The sequence below is a fragment of the Algoriphagus jejuensis genome (genome assembly GCF_039523455.1).
GTDB lineage: Bacteria > Bacteroidota > Bacteroidia > Cytophagales > Cyclobacteriaceae > Algoriphagus > Algoriphagus jejuensis.
Map to the genome: position 1 here is coordinate 1 of NZ_BAAAFI010000011.1, position 23,217 is coordinate 23,217.

Consider the following 23,217-nt stretch of genomic DNA (forward strand, 5'->3'; position numbering starts at 1 on the left):
AATTTTCTTCGTGTGGTCATCACAGTAAATTTAAGGGGTTAATCATAACTTAATTTACTGTCCCGTTTTTGGGGGAATGCTCAACAATCAATCCAGCAACATTTTCAATCTTAAATTATAATAATAAAATTTATAAGATATCCGTCAAATCTATTCAAAATTTAAAGCTCAAGTTTTCAAAAATCTAAAATCTATAAGTCTTTCAACCACAAAAACCCTACGCTTAAAGAATATCAATTTTGGGTAAAAATGTCATTTTAGCTTTTCTATCCAATATATTTAGCTTGAAAATCTTTGCCAACAACCGGTAATATGGAGGAAAAAAACCAACCAACCCTTTCGAATATTAGAGTTAGTAAAAGATCTTCTTTGCTTCTGGGATTTTTTTTTCTGATACATCTTTTCATTTATAACCAAGGATTTGGCCAAGAAGCTGACTCATTACCTATTCCTACGACCACTATGGATTCACTTGCAAAAGTGAATGCCCCTCCTCCGGTCAAGGTTGATTCAGTCAGTGTTTTTATAAAGCAAATCCAATCTATCGGGACGGATGAATATGCCAAAAGTGTCTCCAAGTTTGAAAGCAGAAAAATCTACTTGCGACAGCACGACTTAATCACGGCGTTTAAAGATGAAAATTTCAAAGTAAAAGCCTTTCTCAACAACGGATTAAACTATTCAGAGATTCGGAAAAAGATCAGCGATTTTGAAGAGTTGATACCGATGATCCTATTGGGTACCGACGAGCATACCTTAGAACTTCATACGGAAAGAAATCTCACGGTCTCCACCTCCATCTTCCGAGAAATCCTTGGAGAATTGAACCGAGAGAAATCAAAAGTAGATCAGTTTGCCAGCCAAATCCGAAGGTCTCAATACTTCCTGGATTCAATTTCGGCAGAAGAAGACCTATATCTCTTTCCCACCGATTCTCTCGAAACCAGAAAATATGTGTTTCTTTTGTCAGAAATCGCCAAAGAGTCCCAGCCTGTTCAAGACTCGTTGAAGTTTTACAACGGGAAATTTGACACCCTTCAGACTTCCTTGAATGAGATAATCTTTGACCTGAACACCCACATAGAAAACCTCGAATTCAAGAGAAAGAATCTCAATTCTACCATTTTCAAGTATGAAATTCCGAGCGATTCCAGCAGGCTGTTCTATACCAGAAATTTCAAAGAGACGATCATTAACTCGTTTGCCAAAGAAAGGTTAAATCTACTTTTTTATCTGAATCTGTATTCAACACGGATAGTAGTATTCAATGTGTTGATTCTGGTTTCGTGGTACTTTCTATTTAGGCTTAAAAGACGTGCCAACAAAACGCAAGAACTGAACACCACCGATGATGCTAAAATTGTCCTCAAATTCCCATTCCTTTCGGCCATCGTCATTATCACCGGATTTTTTCAGTTCTTTTTCCCAAATCCCCCTTTCATCTTCCACTGGATTACCTGGTTTGCAGCATCCATTTCTTTGACCCTGATTTTCATCGGCTTCCTCAATCGATTTTGGATGTACTTTTGGGTCTTTACCGTTCTCGTATTCCTCGCTTCTGGTCTAGAAAACATGCTTCTCTTTCCATCAGTGATCGAGCGATATATTATTGCATCCATGGCAGCCATCGGAATTCTGTTTTGGCTTTTTATCTCTTGGAAAGGCAAAACCGACGAATTGAAAGAAAATAGGATTGTCTATTTCATCTGGTTTATGGGGGTGTTTGAGCTCATCTCACTCCTGCTCAATATCCTCGGCCGGTTTAACCTTTCAAAATCCTTTTTGGTAGCCGGCTACATCGGTATAGTCGTGGGAATCTTGCTCCTCTGGACAGTACGCCTGATCAATCAGGGGCTGACCATCGCCACCAAAGTCTATCACAGCCAAGAAAAGGAACTGTTCTTCATCAACTTTGACAAGCTGGGAAATAAGGCTCCAGGCATTTTTTACACTTTTCTGACCTTTGGCTGGACGATCTTGGTCGGAAAAAACTTCTATTCATTCTCCCAAATCTCCCTTTCTGTAAGCGAGTTCTTAAGCAGTGAGAGGATGATCGGTTCCTACCAATTCTCGATCAACGGACTGTTTATTTTCTTTGTTATTCTGTTTGTTTCTGTCTTGATTTCCAAACTGCTGTCCATATTTTCAGCCGATCCTGATGCGGTCACTTCGAGCGACCAACGAAAACGCGTCAGCTTCGGAAGCTGGCTTCTCTTGGTCCAGATTTTTGTGATTTCAATGGGACTTTTCCTTGCCTTTGCTGCTTCAGGAATTCCTTTGGACAGGATCACCATCATCCTTGGTGCACTGGGTGTTGGTATTGGCTTAGGTCTTCAGAGTCTGGTCAACAATCTGGTCAGCGGTTTGATCCTTGCCTTTGAAAATACCGTGAAAGTAGGCGATCTGATCGAAGTGGAAGGCAAGTCTGGAATCATGAAGTCCATCGGATTTCGCAGCAGTGTGGTCAATATGTTTGAAGGATCCACCGCAATCATCCCCAACGGAGAACTGATCAGCAAGCAATTGATCAACTGGACTACAGGAAAGGGAAGAAAGTTGAGCGTAGTTATCGGTGTGGCCTACGGCTCTGATCTGGAAAAGGTCAATCATTTGCTCCACAAAATCCTCGCAGAAGATTCCAGAATCCGACTGTACCCAGCGCCACGAGTTGTGCCTGTCGAATTTTCCGATAGTTCTATAGATATAGAAGTGACCCTATGGGTAAATAATTACGGGGATTTTGCTTTTGTAAAAGGAGATTTACTGACAAGGACTAATGAATTATTCAACCAAAATGATATTGTCATTCCGTTTCCTCAGCGAGATCTTTACCTAAAAACGATTCCTGATGGAACGAATATAGCCACTACAGAAAAAGGAACTGATCCTCAGAATACAAACCAGGGATAATTGTCTTTCAAGAAATCCATCGCCCTCGGCAAACTCTCATCGGGATCATTGCCCAGTTTTGGCAAGGTGGAAGGATTGGAAGGATAAGATTTTCCATCGAATTTCACCACTCGATAGGCACCGCCACTATAGATAAAAAGGTCATTCCAGCCGTTTGATTTTTCATTGGCGATATAAACGGGATAATTCGAAACGGTAAAAGTGGTAACCACTTCGCCTTTTGAATCTAAAATCAGCTGGCTGCAACCCCCAGATCCACAAAAATAAGGCCCGGTAAGTCCTAAAAAAATCTCATTGCTGCCATCCCCATTGAGATCCTTTTCGAAGAAGATGAACTTTCTGCTCAAAGAATCTACAAACCCCGATTTCAGATCATCCGCATGAAGTGCTCTCAACCTTTCTCGAATCAAGGAAGCGGTTTCTTCTGAAACGGTATTTTTCAAATATTGATCCCCGGGAATTTGGTCGGTCAAATCAGGATCTGGGATTTCGGGAGTTACGGCTGGAGATTCAACCTTGATTTCTTCTGTGCCTACTTCTCTCTTCTCTTTACAGGCCCAAGTTAAAGCAAGAGAAAGAATCGAGATAAATGCAGTTTTTCGCATGGTCTCTTTGATTTAAAAATTGAAACACAAAATAAAACAATCCTATAGACGGATCAGGGAATCCAGTCAGGAATCTCTTGAGTTAGCTTAGTTCAGATTTTCTCCTTGCAAATCTTCCAGCAAGAACACTTCCCAAAATCAGCTGCTGGATGTGGTACAGCATCACCGGGAGAAGTACCAAACCTAAAACTGCCGCGTCGGGAAAGATAACCTTCCCGATAACCACCCCGTGGACCAGAGATTTTTTAGAACCACAGAAAAGCGCCGTAATCCTATCCTGAATCGAAAATCCCAAAAACCTGCTGATCAACTCAAGTAAAATCCATATCAAAACGAAAATTCCAAGCATGGTCACAGTTACCGACAATAGTGTCGATAGCTGATACCCGGAGAATATCTGCTGCGAAAAAGACTCCGCAAACGAGGTAAACACGATCATCATGATCACTGTCTGATCGACGTATTTCAGCTTGGGAAGACTGGACTTCAGTTTAGGGAAAAGCCAACCGTGAGCTAGGATCCCAAGGGTTACGGGAAGGATCACCTTGAGCGTGAGTTCACCGAGTGTTCCCAAAAAATCAATCTCGCCAGCCGCTCCGCCACCGAGGAATCCCATCCATGCCGGAGTCAGGATGACGCCCAACAAGCTCGAAATGCTGGCATTGAAAATCGCACCGGGGAGATTGCCACCCGCGATAGACACCATCACCACCGACGCACTCACAGTCGAAGGCAGTGCCGACAAATAGCTGATACCCAACTTAAAATCAGGATCTATCCAAGGGGTAATCTTGAGGAGAAAGAAAACCAAAATCGGGAAAACCAGAAAGGTCGAGAGCTGAATGAGCAGGTGGAGCCTCCAGTTGGATAGCCCCGACTTGAGTTGAACGGGATCTAACTTTACACCATAAAAGAAGAAAACAAAGGCAATCCCCAAGTTGATCATCGGCTTCCAGGGAATCCCCGACTCCGTCGCTCCGACCTCCGGGAAAATCGCCGCAAGACCGATTGCCAAAAAAAGCCCGAGCAAAAACCCATTGATCCCCACCCGCTGCAGTGTCTGAGCCAATCTCGTAATCATGAGCTCATCAGCCGGTTGAAGTTGTCACAGAGGATCGCCGTGGCAATGGCGACGTTCAGAGACTCCGCTTGTCCGAAGCCCGGAATCGTCACTTTTTGGGTTACCCTGGTTTCTAGGAGCGGAGAGATTCCTTTGGATTCATTACCCATCAGGAGAATTCCCCGATTAGGTTTTTGCAGGGTATGGATATTTTCTCCTCCCAAGAAAGCACCGTACACTGGAAGCTTCCATTGCTCAAATACTTGGGCCAAATCTTCGTAGAAAAACTGCACTCTGGTGAACGAACCCATCGTGGCCTGGATCACCTTGGGGTTATAGAACTCTGCGGTCTGGGGAGAAAACACCAACTTGGTGATCCCGTACCAATCTGCCACCCGGATGATCGTCCCAAGATTACCGGGATCTCTGACATCGTCGAGCGCGAGGATCAGCGGATCACTCTCCGGACTAAATCTCACATTAGATTTCATCTGCACAACGGCAAGCGCGGAGTCGTTGGACTGGAATTGCCCGAGGTCCTCCAACTGCTTCTGAGTGGCTCGGATCACCTCTCCCCCGAAGGATTTTATCATGCCGAAATTCCTGTCCTCAAAAGACTCGGTGACGACCAATTGATCAACCAAAAAATCTGATTGAAGCACCTCCAAAACACTTTTTTCGCCCTCTACAAAGAACTTTCCGCTCTCGCTTCGGTATTTTTTTTGATGTAAGGATTTAATAAACTTAACTGTATTTTTGCTCAGCATCCCTTCAGCTTATTCCGATTTGAACTCATCCAAATATATACTTTTTATCAGTCTCCTCGGGATATGCTTCAGCTGTTCACTCACCAAAGACCTACCGGAGGGACAGTACGCCGTGTACGACAATCAAATTACAGGGATCGAAAAATCTGAAAAAGAGGACCTTTATGGACTGATCGAGCAAGTACCTAATACCCGGTTTTTGGGTAGCTCGCTGGGAGTGACGATCTATCGGATTGGGTTAAATTTCTACGACAGCACCAAAGTAGCGACCAAGCTCAAGCTCTCTGAGGAAAAACTTGCCGTGATCAACGCCGCCCGCGACACCCTGCCGGAAGAAAAAAAGCTCCTGAAAAAAGCGGACAAGCTGAACTCCAAGATCGAGGGCCTGGAGAAAAAACTGGAATTCGGCAATGCGGTGATGCGCACCGGAAATCCGCTGGTCATATTGGACAGCGCTGAGGCCATCACTACCGTAAACAACCTCAAAGGCTACCTGGTAAATCACAGTTTCTTTGACGCCACGGTGACTTATGAAGTCAAGACGAAGAAGAAAAAAGCCTTTGTCACCTACCCGATCACGGAGGGAAAACCCTATGTTCTGGACTCGGTGTACACCCGATCAGAAAACCCGGAAATATTGAAGCTGCTTCAGCTGAACTCAGAAAAATCCCACCTCGACGAGGGCAGCCGCTACAATCAGGAGGACATCATTCAGGAGCGAGATCGCCTCGAAGAGCTATTGAAAAACAGTGGCTTTTACATGTTTTCGAAGTCCTACATCAATTACATCGCCTATCAGGATACCGCGGCCAAGACCATAAGTCTGGAGCAAGTTATCCAGAAGCCAACCTTCACGGACATCCACGAGGTCTATACAATCGACTCGATTACCTTCCGAATCAATCCACCGAGTAATGAATTTGCCGACCGTAGGATACAAGAAAAATTTCGAAACATTGACTTTTCCTTCTACCGTGACCACTATTCCGCAAAAGTACTGGCCTCCAGAATCTTCCTACAAACCGGACAACCCTACAGCCGTACCGCCGCAATAGAGACCCAGCGTCAGCTCAGTAACCTGGATCTGTTCCGCTTTGTCAACATCACCTTTGATACACTCGGCACTTCACTGACCGCCAATATTTTCACCCAACCCAATCAGAAGTACCAGCTGACTAACCAGCTAGGCCTGACTGTCACCGAGCAGCTGCCAGGGCCGTTTTTCAGCACCTCCCTTCGAAACAGAAACTTTTTTCGCGCCGGCGAAATCCTGGAGTTCAACTTTCGGGCAGGACTTGAAGGGGTCGCTTCCGCTACCGGCCAAGGCGTCTACCAAAGCTCGGAAGTCAGCACCGGCGTCACGGTCATCTTTCCCAGATTCCTCATTCCGTTTGCTCCCGCGACACTTCAGAAATTTGGGCGCTACAACCCAAACACCCGGACACGGCTGAGCTATATCTATACGAATCGGCCAGAATACACCAGAAACTCGGTCAACGGGTTGTTTTCCTATTCCTGGGCAACCGCCAAAAACAGGGTGCTGTACACGCTGAATGCGGCAGACATGAGCTACATCCGCACCCCAAAACTTCAGGATGAATTCAGGGATATTCTGGAGGATCTGCAGGATGACGGTAACAACCTGATCTGGTCCTTTCTCCCCTCCTTCATCAGCAGCATCTCCGGGCAGTCCATCATCAACTTCAACAAATACGGCGACTTCAACTCCAGCAAAGCCTCGCTCCTCCGACTCTTTGCCGAAAGTGGAGGTACAACGCTCAACTTATTTGACGTCAGAAGCAACGCTGAACCCGGCATTGAATACGCAAACTTCCAATGGGTGAAAGCGCAGGTCGACTTCAGGAGGTATTATCCTCTGGACAAAGACCAGAAGTTTGCCTACCGCCTCAACTTCGGCTGGGCAGCGCCCTATGGCGTCAGTGCGGGTATCCTTCCGTATGAAAAGTATTTCTTTGCCGGAGGCGGTACGAGTATTCGGGCATGGCAAGCCCGACGACTGGGCCCGGGTAGCTCCGTTCCCGAGACCGGCGAGGGAGGAGAATACGACTACACCAACGAGCAACCTGCCGAGATGATCCTGGAGAGTATGCTCGAATATCGCCGCAAAATCTTCGGGTATTTTGACATGGCGCTGTTTGTGGACATTGGAAACTCCTGGGTGATTGGCTACGATGCGGCGAGACCGGGAGCAGACTTTCGATACGACCGCTTCTACAAGGAGCTGGCTGTCGGCACCGGCATCGGTGTGCGGATGGATTTCGATTTTCTGGTGCTAAGGCTTGACTTGGCTACCAAAGCAGTGGATCCGGCCAAACCTGAAGGAGACCGTTGGGTGCTGGACAACATCAATTTCAAACAGCCTTTTGGTGTCAGAGGTCAAACAGTACTTAATTTTGGGATCGGGTACCCTTTTTAATAAGCACATGAGCAGAAAAACCAAATCAGAAATCGCCGAGATCTACCGACAAATGCAAGATCATATCTGCTCCGGATTGGAACAGGGAGACGGTCAGGGCAAATTTCTAGAGGACCAATGGACACGGGCTGATGGCGGAGGTGGACGTACCCGGATTTTTCAGCAAGGGAAAATAATAGAAAAAGGCGGGGTGGCTTTTTCCGAAGTACACGGGCCAACTCCCGATAAAATCCTCAAAAAACTGGGACTGGAAAAGGCGGACTTCTTCGCTACCGGAGTGTCGATTGTGCTGCACCCCTTCAGCCCCATGGTGCCAATTATCCATATGAATATCAGGTATTTTGAAATGGACAATGGAACCCACTGGTTTGGCGGAGGGATAGACCTTACGCCTCATTATGTCGATCCTGCGGATGCGAAGCACTTTCACAGTGAGTTGAAGCAGGTCTGCGATCAATTTGATTTGGACTATTATCCCAAGTTTAAAGCCTGGGCCGACGACTACTTTTTTATAAAGCATCGAAAGGAAACCCGAGGAATCGGCGGAATATTCTACGATCGCCTGAGCGCCAACACCGACGAACAGTTCCAGCAGATCCTCGACTTCAGCCTGGCCGTCGGACGGTTTTTTCCAAAAATCTACACGCATTTCATGCAGAAAAACTCCAAGATTGCCTTTGGAGCAAATGAGAAAGCCTGGCAAAATCTCCGAAGAGGACGCTATGTCGAATTCAACCTGGTGTGGGATGCCGGGACTAAGTTTGGACTGGATACCAATGGCCGGACTGAAAGCATCCTGATGAGTATGCCTCCGCAAGCGGAATGGACCTATATGCACGAGCCGGAGATGGGCAGTGCGGAGGAATTCACACTGAGCCATCTGAAGAAAGACATGGATTGGTTAACTTATCCCGAATGATCGATACACTGAAACAATGGGACGAAGAGCTCTTTATCTGGCTCAATTCTTTTCACGCCGACTGGCTGGATCCTATCATGTACCAGATCTCTGACACCGTCACGTGGTTACCGCTCTTTGCTTACTTGATCTACCTGATCTTCAAGCGAGACCGTGCCAATGCCTGGTGGGTGTTGGCGGGAGTTGCCCTGACGGTGTTGGCTGCAGATCAGTTCACTTCCGGTTTTTTGAAACCTTTTGTTGAGCGACTGAGACCCTGTCACGATCCGCGCTGGGAGGGGATCATGTATAATTACGAGCGGTGCGGAGGCCTGTATGGCTTTGTATCCTCCCACGCAGCAAACACCTTTGGTGTGACCGTATTTCTCAATCTCAAACTGAAGGGCAAAATCAAACACCTCCATTGGCTCTTTGTCTACGCGGTAATCGTGAGTTATTCCAGGATCTATCTCGGGGTCCACTATCCGTTCGACATTCTGATCGGTGCATTGATCGGCAGCGCTATCGCGTGGATAGTCTGGTTTTTCGTCGTCTTTGTCAGGAGAGCGTTGATCAAAAAAGCGTTGGAATAGACTTTTGAAGTCTATCTAGGGCTTCTATTCGTTGGAATTTGAAATTCCTTAATCGACAAAGTTCGATCCTACTGCCCCCGCTACCCCAGCTCCTTCTCCAGCTGCTCCAAAGTTTTCCCTTTGGTCTCCGGCAAAATCCACCAGATGAACACAAACCCAATTGCGCATATCAGCCCATACAGCCAAAAATTATTGGCCCAGCCTAGGTTCTCTTTGATCGCAGGAAACGAGTAGGTGAGCGTGAAGTTACCCACCCAATGAGCTAGGGCACCGATTGAAATCGCCGCGCCTCGGATCCGGGTCGGGAAAATCTCCGACAGCACAACCCAAAGCAGCGGTGCCAGGGAGATAGAGTAGAACATCACGTTCAGCAGGACAAGTACAACAACCGAAGTTCCGCCCAAGTCCGCGTAAAACGAATAGCCCAAGGCTGCATAGATCAGCGTCATCGCCGCCAGACAAACCAGCAGGATTGACTTTCGCCCATGTTTGTCTACCAAAGCAAATGTGACAAATATTGAAAGCACCATCACACCACCTATCACGACAATATTGAGCATCATCTGCTTCAGCGTAAATCCTGCCGCCTGAAAAATATCCGCCGCATAATAAATAACCACGTTGATGCCACTCCACTGCTGGAGAAAGGCCAAGAATATCCCGATACACAGAAGCTTGAGCACATTTTTGCGAAGCAGCTCCCTGAGGTCAACCTTGCCGAGGTCACCTTCCTTCAGCATAGATAGCGTTTCTTTCAGCGAATCATATGCATAGTTATCCCCGCCGATTTTCTTGAGCACGCCGATAGCTTTTTCCCGCTGATTGTTTTTGATCAGCCACCGCGTACTCTCCGGGACAAAAAACATCAGCACGAAAAACAGGGCCGCTGGGATAACTTCCGCCCCAAACATCCATCGCCATCCCTCCTGTCCGCTCCAACTTGTAGCAATTGCGGCAAAATCGGCATTGTCCGCTAAGCCATCATCCAGGAGGGAAATCTGCCAGTTGACGATCTGAGCTAGCAAGACTCCAAGCATCACCAAAAATTGATTGATGGTCACCAAGCGGCCGCGTTTTTCCGGGGGAGCGAGCTCAGAAATGTAGAGCGGAGAAAGGTTGAGCGCGATCCCCATTCCGATCCCGCCCAGTATTCTGTAAAAATTGAAACCCCAAAACGTTACCGCCAGCGCGGTGCCAATGGCAGATAGTGAAAATAAAAATCCCGAAAAGATCAGCAGTTTTTTCCTCCCTAACCGATCACTCAAAAAGATACACAGGGTTGCCCCCACCATGCAGCCTATCAGCGCCGAACTAGTTCCCCAGCCCTGATCTGCTACAGAAGTGATGTTGAAAAAGGGTTCGTAAAAAGGCTTAGCTCCACCGATCACCACCCAGTCATAACCGAAGAGAAATCCACCCAGCGCAGCAGTCGTGCTGATCAGCCAAATGTAGGTTTGATTGTAGGTGTAGGTCGAGGTCATGGAAGGTTGGAGGTAAAAGTCAAATGAGCTTCAAAAAATACCGGATTTTCTCAGAGTTCCAATCCTGTACAGCCGAAATTGGAATCAATCGTCCCAACCTAACCCGCGTCAATACACGCTTGCCACCTGTAGCATCCTAATAGAATCACGTCTTTAAATGAGGAGAAATTAGGGCATACTTCGATCTAAACTGACTTTTATCATGAATTGGGGAAAAAGTCTGTTTCATATTTGTTTGAAAACAAGCGTAATTTTCAAAATCAACTCATTTTTTATCAAAAATCTTACAAACAAATAACCCCACTATGAAAAAAATTACCATGCTTTTTGTTTTGGCCTTAATTGCCGGAACAGCTTTCTCCCAAGAACTCCGCCTAAACACCTACGCAGGCTATGTGTTTGACGACAAGGTGGACAGCTATTATTCGAGTTCCTCTTACTATGAAGGCAAAATCAAGGGTGGTCTGAGATGGGGCGCCGGTTTGGAATATCTGCTTCCGGGAACTACCAAAGCCTTTGAGCTCCAGTACTTAAGACAAGATACCAACGCACCTGTCACCTACGTTGATTCAGGAATATTGGGAGGAAATCTTCAGAGTACAGATTTCGACCTTTCATCCAATTGGATAATGCTGAATGGCACAAACTACTTTCCTGTAAGTGAAGTCGCAGAACCATTCTTCGGTTTCGGTATAGGAATGGCCATTTTTGATACGTTCAACCCTGACAACGGTAACTCCAATGGCGCAACCAAGTTTGCTTGGGCTCTTAGGGGAGGATCCAATTTCTGGTTTTCTGAAAAAGTCGGACTACGAGTGCAAGCTTCCCTTATGTCAGCTGTACAGGGCGCAGGGGGCGGTCTGTACTTCGGAACCGGCGGAGCTGGAGCCGGCGTATCTACCTACTCTACGATGTATCAGTTTGGATTTGACGGAGGAATTGTCTTCAGATTTCCTCAATAAAAATTATGCGGGAGAAAGCTGACTTTCTCCCGCGCTTTTTACAAAATCCAAAAAATTTTTTACGGACTGGGGAAAATTCCGTCACAGAATCACACCTAAAGGTTAGATTGGCTTGAAATTCACCGCTTCCCCTTTCATGAAATCCTGCTATTTCCTCGGACTCTTTTTCTTGGTTACGCTAAAGCTTTCGGCCCAAGATACGGTCGTCTACCAACCAAATAAAATCAATCAGTTTAAGCTGGTTCCCCTGCCTGCCATCGGATCCAACCCCGCTAACGGCTGGTTATTTGGTTTGGCACCCTCTGCCACTTGGTACATGGGCCATCCGCAGACGACCAAGATGTCCAACTTTGTCGGGAACTTCCTTTATACGACCAAAAAGCAATGGATATTCAGCTCGCGAAGTAACATATTTCTCAATGAGAATAAAACGATCCTGATCGGTGACTGGAGGTACTTCATCACTTCCCAGCCTACCTATGGACTGGGCAGCAGTACTCCAAATGATCCGGCAGAAAATCCCAATCAGCCTGGTGTATGGTGGGGGGAGCAGCAGATGGATTTCCGTTTGGTTCGCTTCTACGAAGCTGTCTTGAAGCGGATCGGAGACTCCAAGTTTTACTTGGGCGCGGGATACCATCTGGACATCCACTCCAAGGTCAGTAGTTTCCAGGAGGAAGAAATCACTGAAGTACTGGAGTTCGCCCACGATCGATACAATACCGAGATGGGCTTCAATACCGATAAATACACGCTGTCAGGCATCAGCTTAAATATGGTCATGGAAAACCGGGACAACTCGGTGTCTCCGTACGAGAAAAACTTCGCCTGGGTGCAATATAAAGTCAACCCGCCCTTTCTGGGATCAGATCAGAGTTCCAGCCTCCTGCTGCTGGACTACCGACACTACATCAATCTCAGCGAAAGACGCAAGCGAAACCTGATCGCCCTGTGGGGATTTGGTAACTTTCTGGTATCCGGCAAGCTTCCCTACATGAATCTACCAGGTATGGGATGGGACATGTTTGGCCGATCAGGGCGAGCTTACGCCCAGGGAAGGTTTCGAGGAGAAAGCATGGTGTATTCCGAAGCGGAATGGCGTTTTCCCTTACAGCAAAACAAAGAAACATTCGGTGGAACGGTGTTTGTCAACGCAGCAAGCTTCAGCAGTAAAACTACTGACGAAAAGCTATTTGAGCAATTTAATCCCGGCTACGGTGTGGGGCTGAGAGTGATGATCAACAAGCAAAACCGGACGACGATTTCGGCGGATTATGGCTTTGGGCAAAAGGGAAACTCAGGCTTTTACCTGAACGTAAATGAGAGCTTTTAACAGGTTTTAGATATAAAATAAAGCCCAAAGCTGATTTTAATCATGAATTAATTTTTAACAATACACCAGCTTTACCTTCGAAATTTTAACCTTAATTCTTTTCAAACCTCCAATTTAAAGAAAATGAAAAAATTATTATTATCCACGCTAATTCTGTTTGCAGTGGGAATCGGCCACTCTTTTGCGCAGACTGTTGATGAAGAAATCAAATTGGTCCAAGAGGCCTTTGGTCAGGACAAAAAAACTCTGATAGAGTCGTACATGGAGCTTTCACCAGAAAAAGCCCCAGCATTCTGGGCAGTATATGACGAGTTTGAAGTTGCTCGCAAAGAGATTAGCAAAGAAAGAATCCTGATCATCAATGATTACATCGAGAAGTTCACCCACATCGGAGATGCTGAAGCCGATGCGCTGGCCACTCGTTCATTGAAGAACGACGCGGCACTTAATAAGCTGTATTCCTCTTACTATTCCAAGTTCAAAAAAGCAACTTCCGCTATTGATGCAGCGAAGTTTTTACAAGTGGAATTCTACATTACCAACACCATCCGAAACGTAATCCAGCAGGAATTGCCGTTTGTCGGAGACATCTAAAATACCTCATTACCCATTATGATTAAATTTGTTAAGCGAATTAGCTTCGGGCTCCTTTTGGTTTCAGGTTTGATAGCCTGCTCTCCGGAAGGAGCCACTTTCGTTGAAGAACAGGATGTGGTTTACACAAACTACAATCCAGCTTTTGACTTCAAATCCCAGAGCACCTACTCGCTACCCGACGAGGTCATCAGCATATCCAACGGAGGTATCGCAGGTGATTCCGAAGTGCCAGAGTTTCTGCCTCCACAATTTGCCAACCCTATCCTGGCAACCCTTCGAAGCAACATGAATGCGCTGGGATATCGGGAAGTGGATGAATCAGCCAGTCCGGATATAGTGCTTTTGCCATCGGCACTCCAGACTACGGAAGTATACTATTACTATGACTGGTGGTATTGGAACTGGTACTATCCGGGAGGCGGCGGAGGCTGGTACTATCCAGGCTACTACCCTCCTACCGTGACTGCCGTACGATCAGGAAGTGTATTTGTGCAGATGACCAATCCCAAGGATGTCAGTGGGTCAAATGAAGTAGCTGTCAACTGGATAGCTATCGTCAACGGACTTCTTGAGGGTGAAGGCAACGGCGCAGATCGTATAGACAGGACACTCGATCAGGCATTTACACAATCCCCCTACCTTCAGAAATAATCATGAAAAAATATCTGATTTTATTTTGCTTGCTAGTAGGACTCGGACTTACTGCCAATGCGCAGCGCTCACTCTACAGCTTTAACTATGTAGTGACGGCTCCAACTGGCAACACCGCTGATTTTATTGACGTTGTTTCGGGTAGAGGATTTGCCTTTGAGTATCAAAAATTCATCAGCGATCATATTGCCATCGGTGGAGAAGTAGGACACTCCACGATCTTCAAGCGAACCGAAAATGAACTGTATACCCGTGAGACAGCAACACTCTCTGGGATCCAGTATCGGTACCAGTATTCTTATCCGATCATGGCTACAGGTGCGTACTACCATTCCTTCACCGACCTGATTCGTCCCTACGTCTCTTTGGGAATAGGCACCATTGCCAACAAACGAACGATAGAAATGGGCATGTATCGCTCTGAAGATACACACTGGCAGTTTGGATTCAGACCCGAGATTGGGACGCTGATTCAGCCAAGCGACAATGTTGCCTTCCGGATCGGAGCGAAATACTATGGCACACTCGAAGGAGGCGGACTTGAAGGACAGTCGAACCTTAGTTTCAATATCGGACTCGTTATTTTGAATAATTAAGGTGCGGTCCCTTTCTTACTTGCCTGACAGCACAAACAACTTGTAAAAAACCCAAATACCTGTGAAAAAGAAACTGCTTATTCTGATTCTGGCCTTGGGGACCTTCTACTCTTGCGCACCTACCCGGGTGGTAGTAGAAAAGAACAAATACGAGGACTTTAAATTGAGCAACTATTCGAGTTTTGATTTCGCACAGATTGACCTCCCTTCTGACAGTCTCGTGCCCTATCAGGAAATTGTCGATCAGCTCAAAGCTTCCATTACCACAGCAATGGAAGCCAGGGGCCTGAGGCACAATGTAAGTGACCCTGCTATTAAGATTAATATAGGAGTAGTAGTGGAAGACAAAGTGCAGACGCGGGAGACGAATGTCACTTCTGATCCGTTTACGTATGCCGGACAGCGAAGCTACTATTGGGAAGTCCGGGAAATACCCGTAAACACCTATCGTGAAGGAAGCCTAACCATACATTTCGTCAACAACGCCGGAAACGTATTGGTTTGGGCCGGAACTATTTCGGAAGTTGTCCCCAAAAAACCGGTACAAACACCTACCGCAATTCAAGATGCGGTTGATCAAATTTTTGAATACCTTGATATCAACAACAAATAAACTATCCTTATGAAAAAACTATCTTTTCTCGCCAGCTTGGCTCTCGTGTTTGCTCTGGCGTCTTGTTCTCCAAGCACCAAAATCATTGGCTCTTGGGCGAGCCCGGAAAAACCTGCCAAGCCCTACGAAAACCTGCTAGTCACTGCACTCAGCAGCAACTTGGTCAACCGACAAGCATTCGAAGAAGAAATGACTGCTACGCTCAATGAAGATGGAATAAAAGCTGCCAGCAGCCTAACCATCATTCCACTTGGCACCGCTGCGGACAAAGAAGGGGGAATGGCCAAAGCCGTTAAAATGGTTCAGGATGCAGGCTACGACGGAATTCTTACTGTCGCACTTTTGGATCAAACTTCCGAAACTCGCTACGTACAGGGCACGTCCAACTATGCTCCGATGGGATATGGTGGATACTACGGTAGATTTGGCGGATACTATGGTTACTACGGTGCTATGACCTATGATCCGGGCTACTACACGACGGATAAGCTCTACTACATCGAGGTCAACATGTACGACGCAAAAACCGAAGGCCTGGTCTGGTCTTCACAGTCAGAGACCACCAACCCAAGTAATCTTGAGGCTTTTTCGCACACCTTTGCCGGGGTAGTCGTAGATCAGATGATCAAAGACGGTGTCATCGCATTGCCTGTGAAACCATCCAAGAAGTAAGCAGATTCGACGATTCAAAAAAGGCTAGCGGGGAAACCTGCTAGCCTTTTTGTTTTTTAGTAGAATAGCTCGAATAATGCAATTTCGTATACTCTTATAGCCAAACTTAACGTGAATAAACAGCATGTCGACAAAAATTCAATTTGCATCCGATCTACACTTAGAGTTTCCACAAAACAAGGAATTTTTAAAAAAGCATCCTTTGATACCAGTGGCTGAAGTATTGGTTTTGTCCGGGGATGTTGTCCCTTTTGCCGAAATGGAAAAATACGTGGATTTCTTTAGCTATTTGTCAGAACATTTTGAAACTACCTATTGGCTACCAGGCAACCATGAGTATTACCATTTTGATATTGCTGAAAAAAGCGGCAGGCTTAATGAGAGGATCCGAAGCAATATTTTTCTGATTAATAATGCTTCGGTAGTTCATAGTAACGCCAAACTGATTTTTTCTACCCTATGGAGCAAAATCAGTGCTGGATGTCAGTGGCAGATTGAAAGACAGCTGAACGATTTTCATCTAATCAAACACAAAGGCGTTCGATTTTCAGGTGAGCAATACAATTTGTTGCATGAGCAAAGTTTAGCCTTTATTCAAGACGAATTAAAAACGGTGAATGAGCAAAAAGTAGCCGTTTTCACCCACCACTGCCCTACTTTTTTGAACTACCCTTCCCAATACAAAGGCAATATACTAAGTGAAGCCTTTGCAGTCGAGTTGTTCGACTTTATTGAATCTTCAAATATAGACTACTGGGTGTATGGACATCATCACAACAATACAGATGAGTTTTCCATCGGCCACACAAAACTGATTACCAATCAGTTGGGCTATGTGCAACTGAATGAGCATCAACTATTTCAAACCGATAGATGTATCCTGATATAAACCTCAGGAGGAAAGAAAGCTAAAGTACTTCGATCAATAAATACTAAGTCTTCCTTATTCTGATTATAGTATGCATAAAATCTCCAAGGTATCCCCTGAAGATTTTAAATTTTAGGACGCTTTTGAGCAACTCGCAAATTTAAAGAAACCTAGGCCGCATTTCGCGTCGCATTGATAATTCCAAACATGGTTCTTAGAATCAACCGGTCTAGAATCTCTGTAGCGGCTCCATTTTCTAGACCAATCTGAATCGCATATTGCTGAATGGTGATCAGCGGCAACACGATACGCTCCCGAATTTCAATGGATGATTTGGAAACGGGATTGTCTTCCAGCAACTCCTCCATTTCGGCAACTTCTTTTAGCTTCTCTACCGAACACTCGAATTCTTTGAAGAGCATTTGCCAAAACTCGCTATACTCCGGATTGTCCTTTAGATAGGCCGTCGCAGGATAGTAGCACTTGTTTAACGACTGCATCGAGTTGCTCAGCAGGGTTCTGAAAAAGAGGCTATCCTGATAAAGCTTTTTCAAGTCGCCCATTTTTCCTTCTTTTTCCAAAGCAGAAATCGCCGAGCCGACTCCATAAAATCCCGGAATATTCTGCTTCATCTGCGCCCATGAACCCACGAAAGGAATGGCCCGCAAGTCTTCAAATTTCAATCCAGCTCCACCTCCACGTTTCATAGGGCGAGAACCTATGTTGGTCATTCCAAAAAACTTCAACGGAGCCACATGCTCCAAATAAGGAACAAATTTCGGATGGCTCTTCAAGTTCTTGTAAGCATCGTATCCTGAATCTGCAAGTTGCTCTATCAATTCTCTTTGAGCCTCATTGAGATTTTTCTCGGCGTCAGGATAAAGATGATTTTCGAGACCAGCGCTTAGCAGCTGCTCAAAGTTGTAAGTACAAGACACCTGCTTTCCATAATTAGAGGAGATCGTCTGGCCTTGGATCGTCACCTGAATCTCAGAGTTCTCCACCTTTTCGCCCAAAGAGGCATAGAAATTATGCAGGTTCCCTCCCCCTCTTGCGACAGGCCCACCTCGCCCGTCAAAGAAAACGACCTCTACGCCATTCTCTCTGGAGACGCGGGTGAGTTCCTCTTTGGCCACCAAGATCGACCAGTTTGCCTTTAGGTAACCGCCGTCTTTAGTGCCGTCTGAAAAGCCCAGCATGATGCTTTGCTTCTTGCCACGACTTTTTAGGTGCGTACCGTATTCTGGCATTTGATATAGGCGAGTCATGATCTCGGGCGCCATCTTGAGGTCGTCGATTGTTTCGAAAAGCGGAACAATATCCAAAGGAAGGTTTCCTGCTTTCACACCCAAGGTCAACTTAGCCATCTGATATACCTCCAATATGTGGAGGACTGATTGGCAGTTGGAGATGATGTATCGGTGGAGACCATCTTCCCCATTATTTTTCTGCACGTATTTCACCGTCCCCATGGAGCGGAGCATTTCTTGATGAAAAGGCTCCTCGAAGTGCTCCACTGAAGGAAGTGCTTTGGTTTTCATTACCTTATCAATCAACTCCTCCTCTGTCCCTACATACTCTTTGCCCTGAATGCTAAAGACCTCTTCCCACAAACCGTCATGCTTTCGGCTGTCTTGACGCAAATCCATGTGGGCAAAATGGAACCCAAATATCCTAACCTTGAGTATAAATCGGTCCAACAAATCGAGAAACAGCCCATCATGGTACTTGACCAAGGCTTCCCGGGCTTCCAGTAAAATGGCCAACAGGTCTTCTTTAGAGGCGTATACCTCTTTCTTTTCAAATAGAGAATAGTAAATTCCCCGCTCGGCCTTCACTATATGCTCCTCTACATGCTTGAAAGTCAGTCGTTTTTTTAGCGCACGAAGATCTCGGTAATAGCATCGCATGAGCCATGTTTTCAAGCGACTGGCTACCTGAATGGTGGTCTCGTGGGTGACAAAAGGATTACCGTCACGGTCTCCGCCCGGCCAAAATCCGACTTTGAGAATCGCTGGATTTTCCCAGGTATGAAGTGGTTGACCGAGACCATTGAGGAGACGGATAATGATATCGGGAATGCTATGGTAAAACACATTTTCCAGATACCAGATCAAGCTAACTGCTTCGTTAAAAGGAGTTGGTTGTTCTCGGTTAATAAACCCGGTCTTGCCGAGCTGCTGGAGTAGCAAGTTGATGTTTTCGAGATCGTCGGTCCGTATGGCATTTTCCAAATCTGTGATGATCCCTAGTACATTGCCCGGATAGAATTGTGTTGGGTGAGCGGTCAGCGTGAGGCGGACGGAAAATGTCTTCAACTTCTCGATAAGCGCCTCCTTTTTACGGTCTGTTTCCACACGGTTGATCAGCGCTTTGACGGAGCCTTTCCCCGAGATGTCGTTGATTTTCTCATACGCAGCATCCTCGATCGAGTCAAACAGTACTACCTGCCGCTCGACATACTGGATCATTTCGAAGAGAAAGTCAAATCGCTTCTTTTCGTCTTCTCCTGGCATCATTTCCTCAAAAAAACCGTCGATTATCTCACGCGGAGATTTTCCAGAGGCGTATCCCCGCTCACAGGCTTTGCCCAAAAAGGGCAATAACGTCCCTGTGACGTAGATATCATCAAACGGCAGGTCTAAGAAAAGGCTGTTGTAAATGGTAAATCGCTTGGCGACTTGAGTGTCATAAACTTGAAACATTCAGGGTCAGATTTAGTAGGATAGGCAAATTAGTAAATTTTCTATTTTATGGAATAAAAATTAAATATTCTATAAACAATTGTCTTTCTTTTTTTGATTTTGACAGATTTCATTCCGGTTTTTGATGAAAAAGGAAAAGAAAATCCGATTCCGCTAACTGTTGGCAATGGTGAGGCCTTCGTGAAAAATCTCTACATACTCCACAGCAACTTCATTGCTATTAGACACGAGATCAGCAACAATGATTTTGGTCGGACTGGCGTTAGCAAGCGTCCAAGTCATGGTCGATGCGCCTGATTCGTCGAGCAGCTTGACAACTACAGTTTGCCGATCAATGGTGTTCATCTTGATTCTATTGTACCAATCCCGGAATACATCGTCATTCACAAAAACCCCCTTCTTCATCGTCACATGGTTACTTTTGACTATTCCCGGCATTTTCACCGCCGAAAAAACTGGACTGTTACCATGTCGGTATTCAGGCGTTTGTCCCTCGATCTCCAATCCACTTATCTCTTGAAAAGGAATATTTTTCATGGTACCCCAGTCCACCGAGAAATAAAACTTAGGTAATGGCCAATTGCCGTCTTGTGCTTCACCTGCCATAATTTCCAGATTTTTTAATAGTTGTCGCTATGCTATTCAAAATACACCTTTTTAAGGTTTTTGCATTTGTTGCTCGAAGGTGATCACGATAAATTCAGCAGGTCTTGAGATCGCGAGTTTCACTGACATCAACATCTTGCCCTCAAGGATATCCACCGAAGTCATCGTGGTGCCGAGTCCGACCTGCACGTCAAATGCATCGGCTGGAGACGATCCTGCAAGCGCTCCCTGCTTCCATTTGTTCATCAAAAAATTTGAAACCAAGCTCTTCACAGTCGACCAGGTGTTTGCATCATTGGGTTCGAAAACATAGGCTTTGAGTGCCAAGTTGATGGATTGCTCCAGCATGATCATGGTTCGGCGTACGTTGATATATCTCCAGTCCAGACTGTTACCATCCAGGGTACTTGCTCCCCAAACCAGTGTTCCTACACCAGGGAAAGTTCGAATGGAGTTGATTGATTTACCCGAACGTGTATCCACGTTAAAATCTTCCTGCTGATTATGAGTGATGTTGATCGCTGGCTTTATGACCGAGCTCAACCCGACGTTGGACGGAGCTTTCCAGACACCGCGGCTGTTGTCCACCATTGAATAGATACCAGCCATCGCAGCTGATGCCGGAAGCAAGTTCATTACCGATCGGATTTCGTCCATCAAAACAACATAGGTTGGACTTATTGCCGAGAGTCTCAAGTGGAAGTCGCTTTCAGATTTTTCGATATAATCGGCCGACAGCACATCTGCGGCTTTGTCAGAAAGTTCCGGTCGATCAGACTTCAGCTTGGTCTTAAATTCTTCCAGAGACTTTGGGAATTCCTGTACCAAAACAACTGCCTGTGTCTCGGGAAGGATTGCTTCCAAGGAAACCGACTCGTCTAGATTCTTGAAAGTGACTTCCTCTTTTTTAACTAAATTGGTTTCCAGCCAAGGATAATAGGCGGCCGCATAGCTCAAATATTCCGTCCCGATTTTCTCCCGAAAGACATTGATACTATCCCCGGTGCCACTATCCGTACTGTCAAACCCATCACAGATATCTATAATCGCCACCCGATTTTTCATCTTGGCGCATTGCTCGATAACTTTGCGGTACACGTCATAGCCATCTACTCCTAAAGCGACGGCATCTGGAACCACAATCATCGTAGGTTCTTTCTCTAGAAGTAGACTTTGCAAGCCCCCCACATTCCCGCTTCCGAGAAGGTCCTTTTTGTTGATGTCAAGAAAGTCTTTGTCGGCGTAAGTTCCCACCGAAACAATGTAACAGAGCCCTCCACCATTTGCATAAAACAGCCGAATGCTGTGATACAAAAATGCTCTGCTGTTGTTCTTGCGTCGGATCGTCATTTTCCTCCCACCCAGTGCAACCAGGTTGATGTCTCCTTTGCCGGCATCTTTCAGGATAAATTTGGGAGAAAAAGCCCCCCCAAAAAGCTTTTCATAATCAGCTAAGGACGTGATCCGTGTTGGTCTATTGACCAAGGACTCCCCATTCATTGAAGCCTGCTCGGTATAGCCTACAAAGGCTGGAATTGCGGTGGCTACTTCAGCTATGGAATTCGGCAAAGTATTTTTTTCTTCGATGTAAACTCCAGGCGTCTTGAGGTTTTTTGCCATATCTGTAAGTTAGTCAGCGGATGAAAAAGATCAAATAGAAATCCAACTGGATATCTCCAACATGTAGTCCTGCCAATAGGCCGGAACTTCCGCCGAACGAAAAAAAAGCGGGCATGATTCTTTGACTTGTAAAGTTCCCCGATGGAAAACTCTCATTTCAGTTGATCTAGGTCATTTATACTGAATCAGCTTCGCGCTTAAGCATATTTGTTTGGTGTGGATAGCTATTTTCTGCTAGAAATTTCATTCCTCTAGAATCAAAATTCAAAAACTTCATTTACTTTGCATCTCAAAGTACTTTTAGATATGAGAAAACCGGAACAAGAATTAGCCGAAATCAAATCCATGATGGAACGGAGTACGCGCTTCCTATCGCTCAGCGGACTTGCCGGAGTTTTGGCGGGAATATTTGCAATGCTCGCCGCTGCATTTGCCTATTATTGGATTTACTTTCCCGGAGTACCTTATGGCCTACATTCCGCTGCGATTGAGGATTTAAACGCCCTTTACAACCTGCTGATACTCGCGTTTCTCACCTTGATCATGTCGGTGGGAACTACCCTGATTTTAAGTCAGAGGAAAAGCAAACGAAAGGCTCAAACCCTCTGGACTCCTGCAAGCAGACGATTTGTAGAGGCGCTTTTTCTACCGGTGCTGGTCGGAGGTATTTTCTGTCTGGCGATCATGATCAAAGGCCATGTGCTGTATATTGCCCCGGTCACCTTGATTTTCTACGGATTGGGATTGATCAATGCAGCACATTTCACACTCGGTGACATCAAATACCTGGGATTTTGCCAGCTCGGCTTGGGGATTATTGCAGCCTTTTTTCCGGAATTCGGACTGCTTATCTGGACCTTGGGATTTGGCGTAATGCATATCGTCTACGGTACTTTGATGCACCTCAAATACGATCGATAAGGTGAAAGGTACTTACGACAAAGCTTTTGAAAATGTAGTCCGGCTGCGAGTCATGTCCATCCTGATGGTCAATGAGCAGTTTGATTTCAATTCGTTCAAAGAGCTTCTGGAGGTGACCGACGGCAACTTAGCCTCTCACCTTCGGAATCTTGAAAACGCAGGGTACCTCTTGGTCTCCAAGTCTTTTGTAGGGAGGAAACCGATGACTAATTATTCGGCAACCATCGAGGGCAAAAAGGCCTTTGAAGCGCACTTGGCTTTCCTTGAAATTCTGATCAACGAAAACAAAACCTAAAAAAATTTAAAAACTCACTTTGAAAAA

At 45.7% G+C, this 23,217-nt stretch carries 21 protein-coding genes; 14 read left to right on the plus strand and 7 right to left on the minus strand.

Annotation, left to right across the window (positions count from 1 at the left end; all coding sequences use genetic code 11):
- The first annotated feature begins 462 nt into the window (after positions 1-462).
- Complete coding sequence (locus tag ABD031_RS11915; protein WP_343851701.1) at positions 463-2,910, plus strand: mechanosensitive ion channel family protein; 2,448 nt, start codon at positions 463-465, stop codon at positions 2,908-2,910.
- Here the strand turns inward: ABD031_RS11915 and ABD031_RS11920 are convergent.
- The 3 genes from ABD031_RS11920 to ABD031_RS11930 all read right to left on the minus strand — a co-directional run bounded on the left by ABD031_RS11920 (position 2,889) and on the right by ABD031_RS11930 (position 5,342).
- Complete coding sequence (locus ABD031_RS11920) at positions 2,889-3,515, minus strand: hypothetical protein (protein WP_343851703.1); 627 nt, start codon at positions 3,513-3,515, stop codon at positions 2,889-2,891. The genes ABD031_RS11915 and ABD031_RS11920 overlap by 22 nt on opposite strands.
- Before the next feature lie 82 nt (positions 3,516-3,597).
- Positions 3,598-4,596 (minus strand): bile acid:sodium symporter family protein, encoded by a 999-nt coding sequence (locus tag ABD031_RS11925; protein ID WP_343851705.1) that lies wholly within the window; start codon positions 4,594-4,596, stop codon positions 3,598-3,600.
- On the minus strand, positions 4,593-5,342 hold the full coding sequence (locus ABD031_RS11930) for a TrmH family RNA methyltransferase (protein WP_343851707.1): 750 nt from the start codon (positions 5,340-5,342) through the stop codon (positions 4,593-4,595). Before ABD031_RS11930 ends, ABD031_RS11925 begins: the two co-directional genes overlap by 4 nt.
- A gap of 19 nt (positions 5,343-5,361) precedes the next feature.
- Between ABD031_RS11930 and tamL the strand changes: the two genes are divergently transcribed.
- The 3 genes from tamL to ABD031_RS11945 are packed head-to-tail and all read left to right on the plus strand — an operon-like array spanning position 5,362 to position 9,270.
- On the plus strand, positions 5,362-7,779 hold the full coding sequence (gene tamL, locus ABD031_RS11935) for a translocation and assembly module lipoprotein TamL (protein WP_343851709.1): 2,418 nt from the start codon (positions 5,362-5,364) through the stop codon (positions 7,777-7,779).
- A gap of 7 nt (positions 7,780-7,786) precedes the next feature.
- Complete coding sequence (gene hemF, locus ABD031_RS11940) at positions 7,787-8,698, plus strand: oxygen-dependent coproporphyrinogen oxidase (RefSeq protein ID WP_343851711.1); 912 nt, start codon at positions 7,787-7,789, stop codon at positions 8,696-8,698.
- Positions 8,695-9,270 (plus strand): phosphatase PAP2 family protein, encoded by a 576-nt coding sequence (locus ABD031_RS11945; protein WP_343851713.1) that lies wholly within the window; start codon positions 8,695-8,697, stop codon positions 9,268-9,270. Before hemF ends, ABD031_RS11945 begins: the two co-directional genes overlap by 4 nt.
- Before the next feature lie 80 nt (positions 9,271-9,350).
- On the opposite strand, the gene ABD031_RS11950 is transcribed toward ABD031_RS11945, so the two are convergent.
- Positions 9,351-10,751, minus strand: a complete 1,401-nt coding sequence (locus tag ABD031_RS11950; RefSeq protein WP_343851715.1) for a sugar porter family MFS transporter — start codon at positions 10,749-10,751, stop codon at positions 9,351-9,353.
- A 305-nt stretch (positions 10,752-11,056) separates the two neighbouring features.
- Between ABD031_RS11950 and ABD031_RS11955 the strand changes: the two genes are divergently transcribed.
- The 8 genes from ABD031_RS11955 (at position 11,057) to ABD031_RS11990 (ending at position 17,064) form a co-directional block, all read left to right on the plus strand.
- A complete protein-coding gene (locus tag ABD031_RS11955; RefSeq protein ID WP_343851717.1) occupies positions 11,057-11,713 on the plus strand; it encodes a porin family protein in 657 nt (218 codons plus the stop codon).
- Positions 11,714-11,849: 136 nt separating this feature from the next.
- On the plus strand, positions 11,850-13,046 hold the full coding sequence (locus tag ABD031_RS11960) for a BamA/TamA family outer membrane protein (protein WP_343851719.1): 1,197 nt from the start codon (positions 11,850-11,852) through the stop codon (positions 13,044-13,046).
- Positions 13,047-13,169: 123 nt separating this feature from the next.
- Positions 13,170-13,640: a hypothetical protein gene (locus ABD031_RS11965; RefSeq protein WP_343851721.1), complete on the plus strand. Its 471-nt coding sequence runs from the start codon at positions 13,170-13,172 to the stop codon at positions 13,638-13,640.
- An 18-nt stretch (positions 13,641-13,658) separates the two neighbouring features.
- The gene (locus tag ABD031_RS11970) at positions 13,659-14,294 is read left to right on the plus strand and encodes a DUF4136 domain-containing protein (RefSeq protein WP_343851723.1); all 636 of its coding nucleotides are present in this window, start codon (positions 13,659-13,661) and stop codon (positions 14,292-14,294) included.
- Between the two features lie 2 nt (positions 14,295-14,296).
- Positions 14,297-14,890 (plus strand): outer membrane beta-barrel protein, encoded by a 594-nt coding sequence (locus tag ABD031_RS11975; protein ID WP_343851725.1) that lies wholly within the window; start codon positions 14,297-14,299, stop codon positions 14,888-14,890.
- Between the two features lie 61 nt (positions 14,891-14,951).
- On the plus strand, positions 14,952-15,503 hold the full coding sequence (locus ABD031_RS11980) for a DUF4136 domain-containing protein (RefSeq protein WP_343851727.1): 552 nt from the start codon (positions 14,952-14,954) through the stop codon (positions 15,501-15,503).
- A 9-nt stretch (positions 15,504-15,512) separates the two neighbouring features.
- Complete coding sequence (locus tag ABD031_RS11985; RefSeq protein WP_343851729.1) at positions 15,513-16,175, plus strand: hypothetical protein; 663 nt, start codon at positions 15,513-15,515, stop codon at positions 16,173-16,175.
- A gap of 124 nt (positions 16,176-16,299) precedes the next feature.
- Positions 16,300-17,064 carry a metallophosphoesterase gene (locus ABD031_RS11990; RefSeq protein WP_343851731.1) on the plus strand — a complete coding sequence of 255 codons (765 nt, stop codon included), beginning with the start codon at positions 16,300-16,302 and terminating at the stop codon, positions 17,062-17,064.
- Between the two features lie 149 nt (positions 17,065-17,213).
- Here ABD031_RS11990 and ABD031_RS11995 read toward each other — a convergent pair whose 3' ends face one another.
- From ABD031_RS11995 to ABD031_RS12005, 3 genes are all read right to left on the minus strand, one after another.
- Positions 17,214-19,748: a phosphoenolpyruvate carboxylase gene (locus tag ABD031_RS11995; protein WP_343851733.1), complete on the minus strand. Its 2,535-nt coding sequence runs from the start codon at positions 19,746-19,748 to the stop codon at positions 17,214-17,216.
- A gap of 153 nt (positions 19,749-19,901) precedes the next feature.
- Positions 19,902-20,354, minus strand: a complete 453-nt coding sequence (locus ABD031_RS12000; protein ID WP_343851735.1) for a phage tail protein — start codon at positions 20,352-20,354, stop codon at positions 19,902-19,904.
- Between the two features lie 51 nt (positions 20,355-20,405).
- Complete coding sequence (locus ABD031_RS12005) at positions 20,406-21,974, minus strand: phage tail sheath family protein (protein ID WP_343851737.1); 1,569 nt, start codon at positions 21,972-21,974, stop codon at positions 20,406-20,408.
- A gap of 306 nt (positions 21,975-22,280) precedes the next feature.
- Between ABD031_RS12005 and ABD031_RS12010 the strand changes: the two genes are divergently transcribed.
- Complete coding sequence (locus ABD031_RS12010) at positions 22,281-22,895, plus strand: hypothetical protein (protein WP_343851739.1); 615 nt, start codon at positions 22,281-22,283, stop codon at positions 22,893-22,895.
- 1 nt (position 22,896) lies between these two features.
- Positions 22,897-23,190 carry a winged helix-turn-helix domain-containing protein gene (locus ABD031_RS12015; RefSeq protein ID WP_343851741.1) on the plus strand — a complete coding sequence of 98 codons (294 nt, stop codon included), beginning with the start codon at positions 22,897-22,899 and terminating at the stop codon, positions 23,188-23,190.
- The last annotated feature ends 27 nt before the right edge of the window (positions 23,191-23,217 follow it).

What these genes read in the sequence shown, in the direction of transcription:
- ABD031_RS11925 (WP_343851705.1), bottom strand. Translation starts at nt 4,596, where the DNA reads ATGATTACGAGATTGGCTCAGACACTGCAGCGGGTGGGGATCAATGGG.
- ABD031_RS11975 (WP_343851725.1), top strand. Translation starts at nt 14,297, where the DNA reads ATGAAAAAATATCTGATTTTATTTTGCTTGCTAGTAGGACTCGGACTT.
- ABD031_RS11960 (WP_343851719.1), top strand. Translation starts at nt 11,850, where the DNA reads ATGAAATCCTGCTATTTCCTCGGACTCTTTTTCTTGGTTACGCTAAAG.
- ABD031_RS11985 (WP_343851729.1), top strand. Translation starts at nt 15,513, where the DNA reads ATGAAAAAACTATCTTTTCTCGCCAGCTTGGCTCTCGTGTTTGCTCTG.
- ABD031_RS11990 (WP_343851731.1), top strand. Translation starts at nt 16,300, where the DNA reads ATGTCGACAAAAATTCAATTTGCATCCGATCTACACTTAGAGTTTCCA.
- ABD031_RS12000 (WP_343851735.1), bottom strand. Translation starts at nt 20,354, where the DNA reads ATGGCAGGTGAAGCACAAGACGGCAATTGGCCATTACCTAAGTTTTAT.
- ABD031_RS11915 (WP_343851701.1), top strand. Translation starts at nt 463, where the DNA reads ATGGATTCACTTGCAAAAGTGAATGCCCCTCCTCCGGTCAAGGTTGAT.
- ABD031_RS11950 (WP_343851715.1), bottom strand. Translation starts at nt 10,751, where the DNA reads ATGACCTCGACCTACACCTACAATCAAACCTACATTTGGCTGATCAGC.
- ABD031_RS11995 (WP_343851733.1), bottom strand. Translation starts at nt 19,748, where the DNA reads ATGTTTCAAGTTTATGACACTCAAGTCGCCAAGCGATTTACCATTTAC.
- ABD031_RS12010 (WP_343851739.1), top strand. Translation starts at nt 22,281, where the DNA reads ATGAGAAAACCGGAACAAGAATTAGCCGAAATCAAATCCATGATGGAA.
- ABD031_RS11970 (WP_343851723.1), top strand. Translation starts at nt 13,659, where the DNA reads ATGATTAAATTTGTTAAGCGAATTAGCTTCGGGCTCCTTTTGGTTTCA.
- ABD031_RS11930 (WP_343851707.1), bottom strand. Translation starts at nt 5,342, where the DNA reads ATGCTGAGCAAAAATACAGTTAAGTTTATTAAATCCTTACATCAAAAA.
- ABD031_RS11920 (WP_343851703.1), bottom strand. Translation starts at nt 3,515, where the DNA reads ATGCGAAAAACTGCATTTATCTCGATTCTTTCTCTTGCTTTAACTTGG.
- ABD031_RS11955 (WP_343851717.1), top strand. Translation starts at nt 11,057, where the DNA reads ATGAAAAAAATTACCATGCTTTTTGTTTTGGCCTTAATTGCCGGAACA.
- ABD031_RS11965 (WP_343851721.1), top strand. Translation starts at nt 13,170, where the DNA reads ATGAAAAAATTATTATTATCCACGCTAATTCTGTTTGCAGTGGGAATC.
- hemF (WP_343851711.1), top strand. Translation starts at nt 7,787, where the DNA reads ATGAGCAGAAAAACCAAATCAGAAATCGCCGAGATCTACCGACAAATG.
- ABD031_RS11945 (WP_343851713.1), top strand. Translation starts at nt 8,695, where the DNA reads ATGATCGATACACTGAAACAATGGGACGAAGAGCTCTTTATCTGGCTC.
- ABD031_RS12005 (WP_343851737.1), bottom strand. Translation starts at nt 21,974, where the DNA reads ATGGCAAAAAACCTCAAGACGCCTGGAGTTTACATCGAAGAAAAAAAT.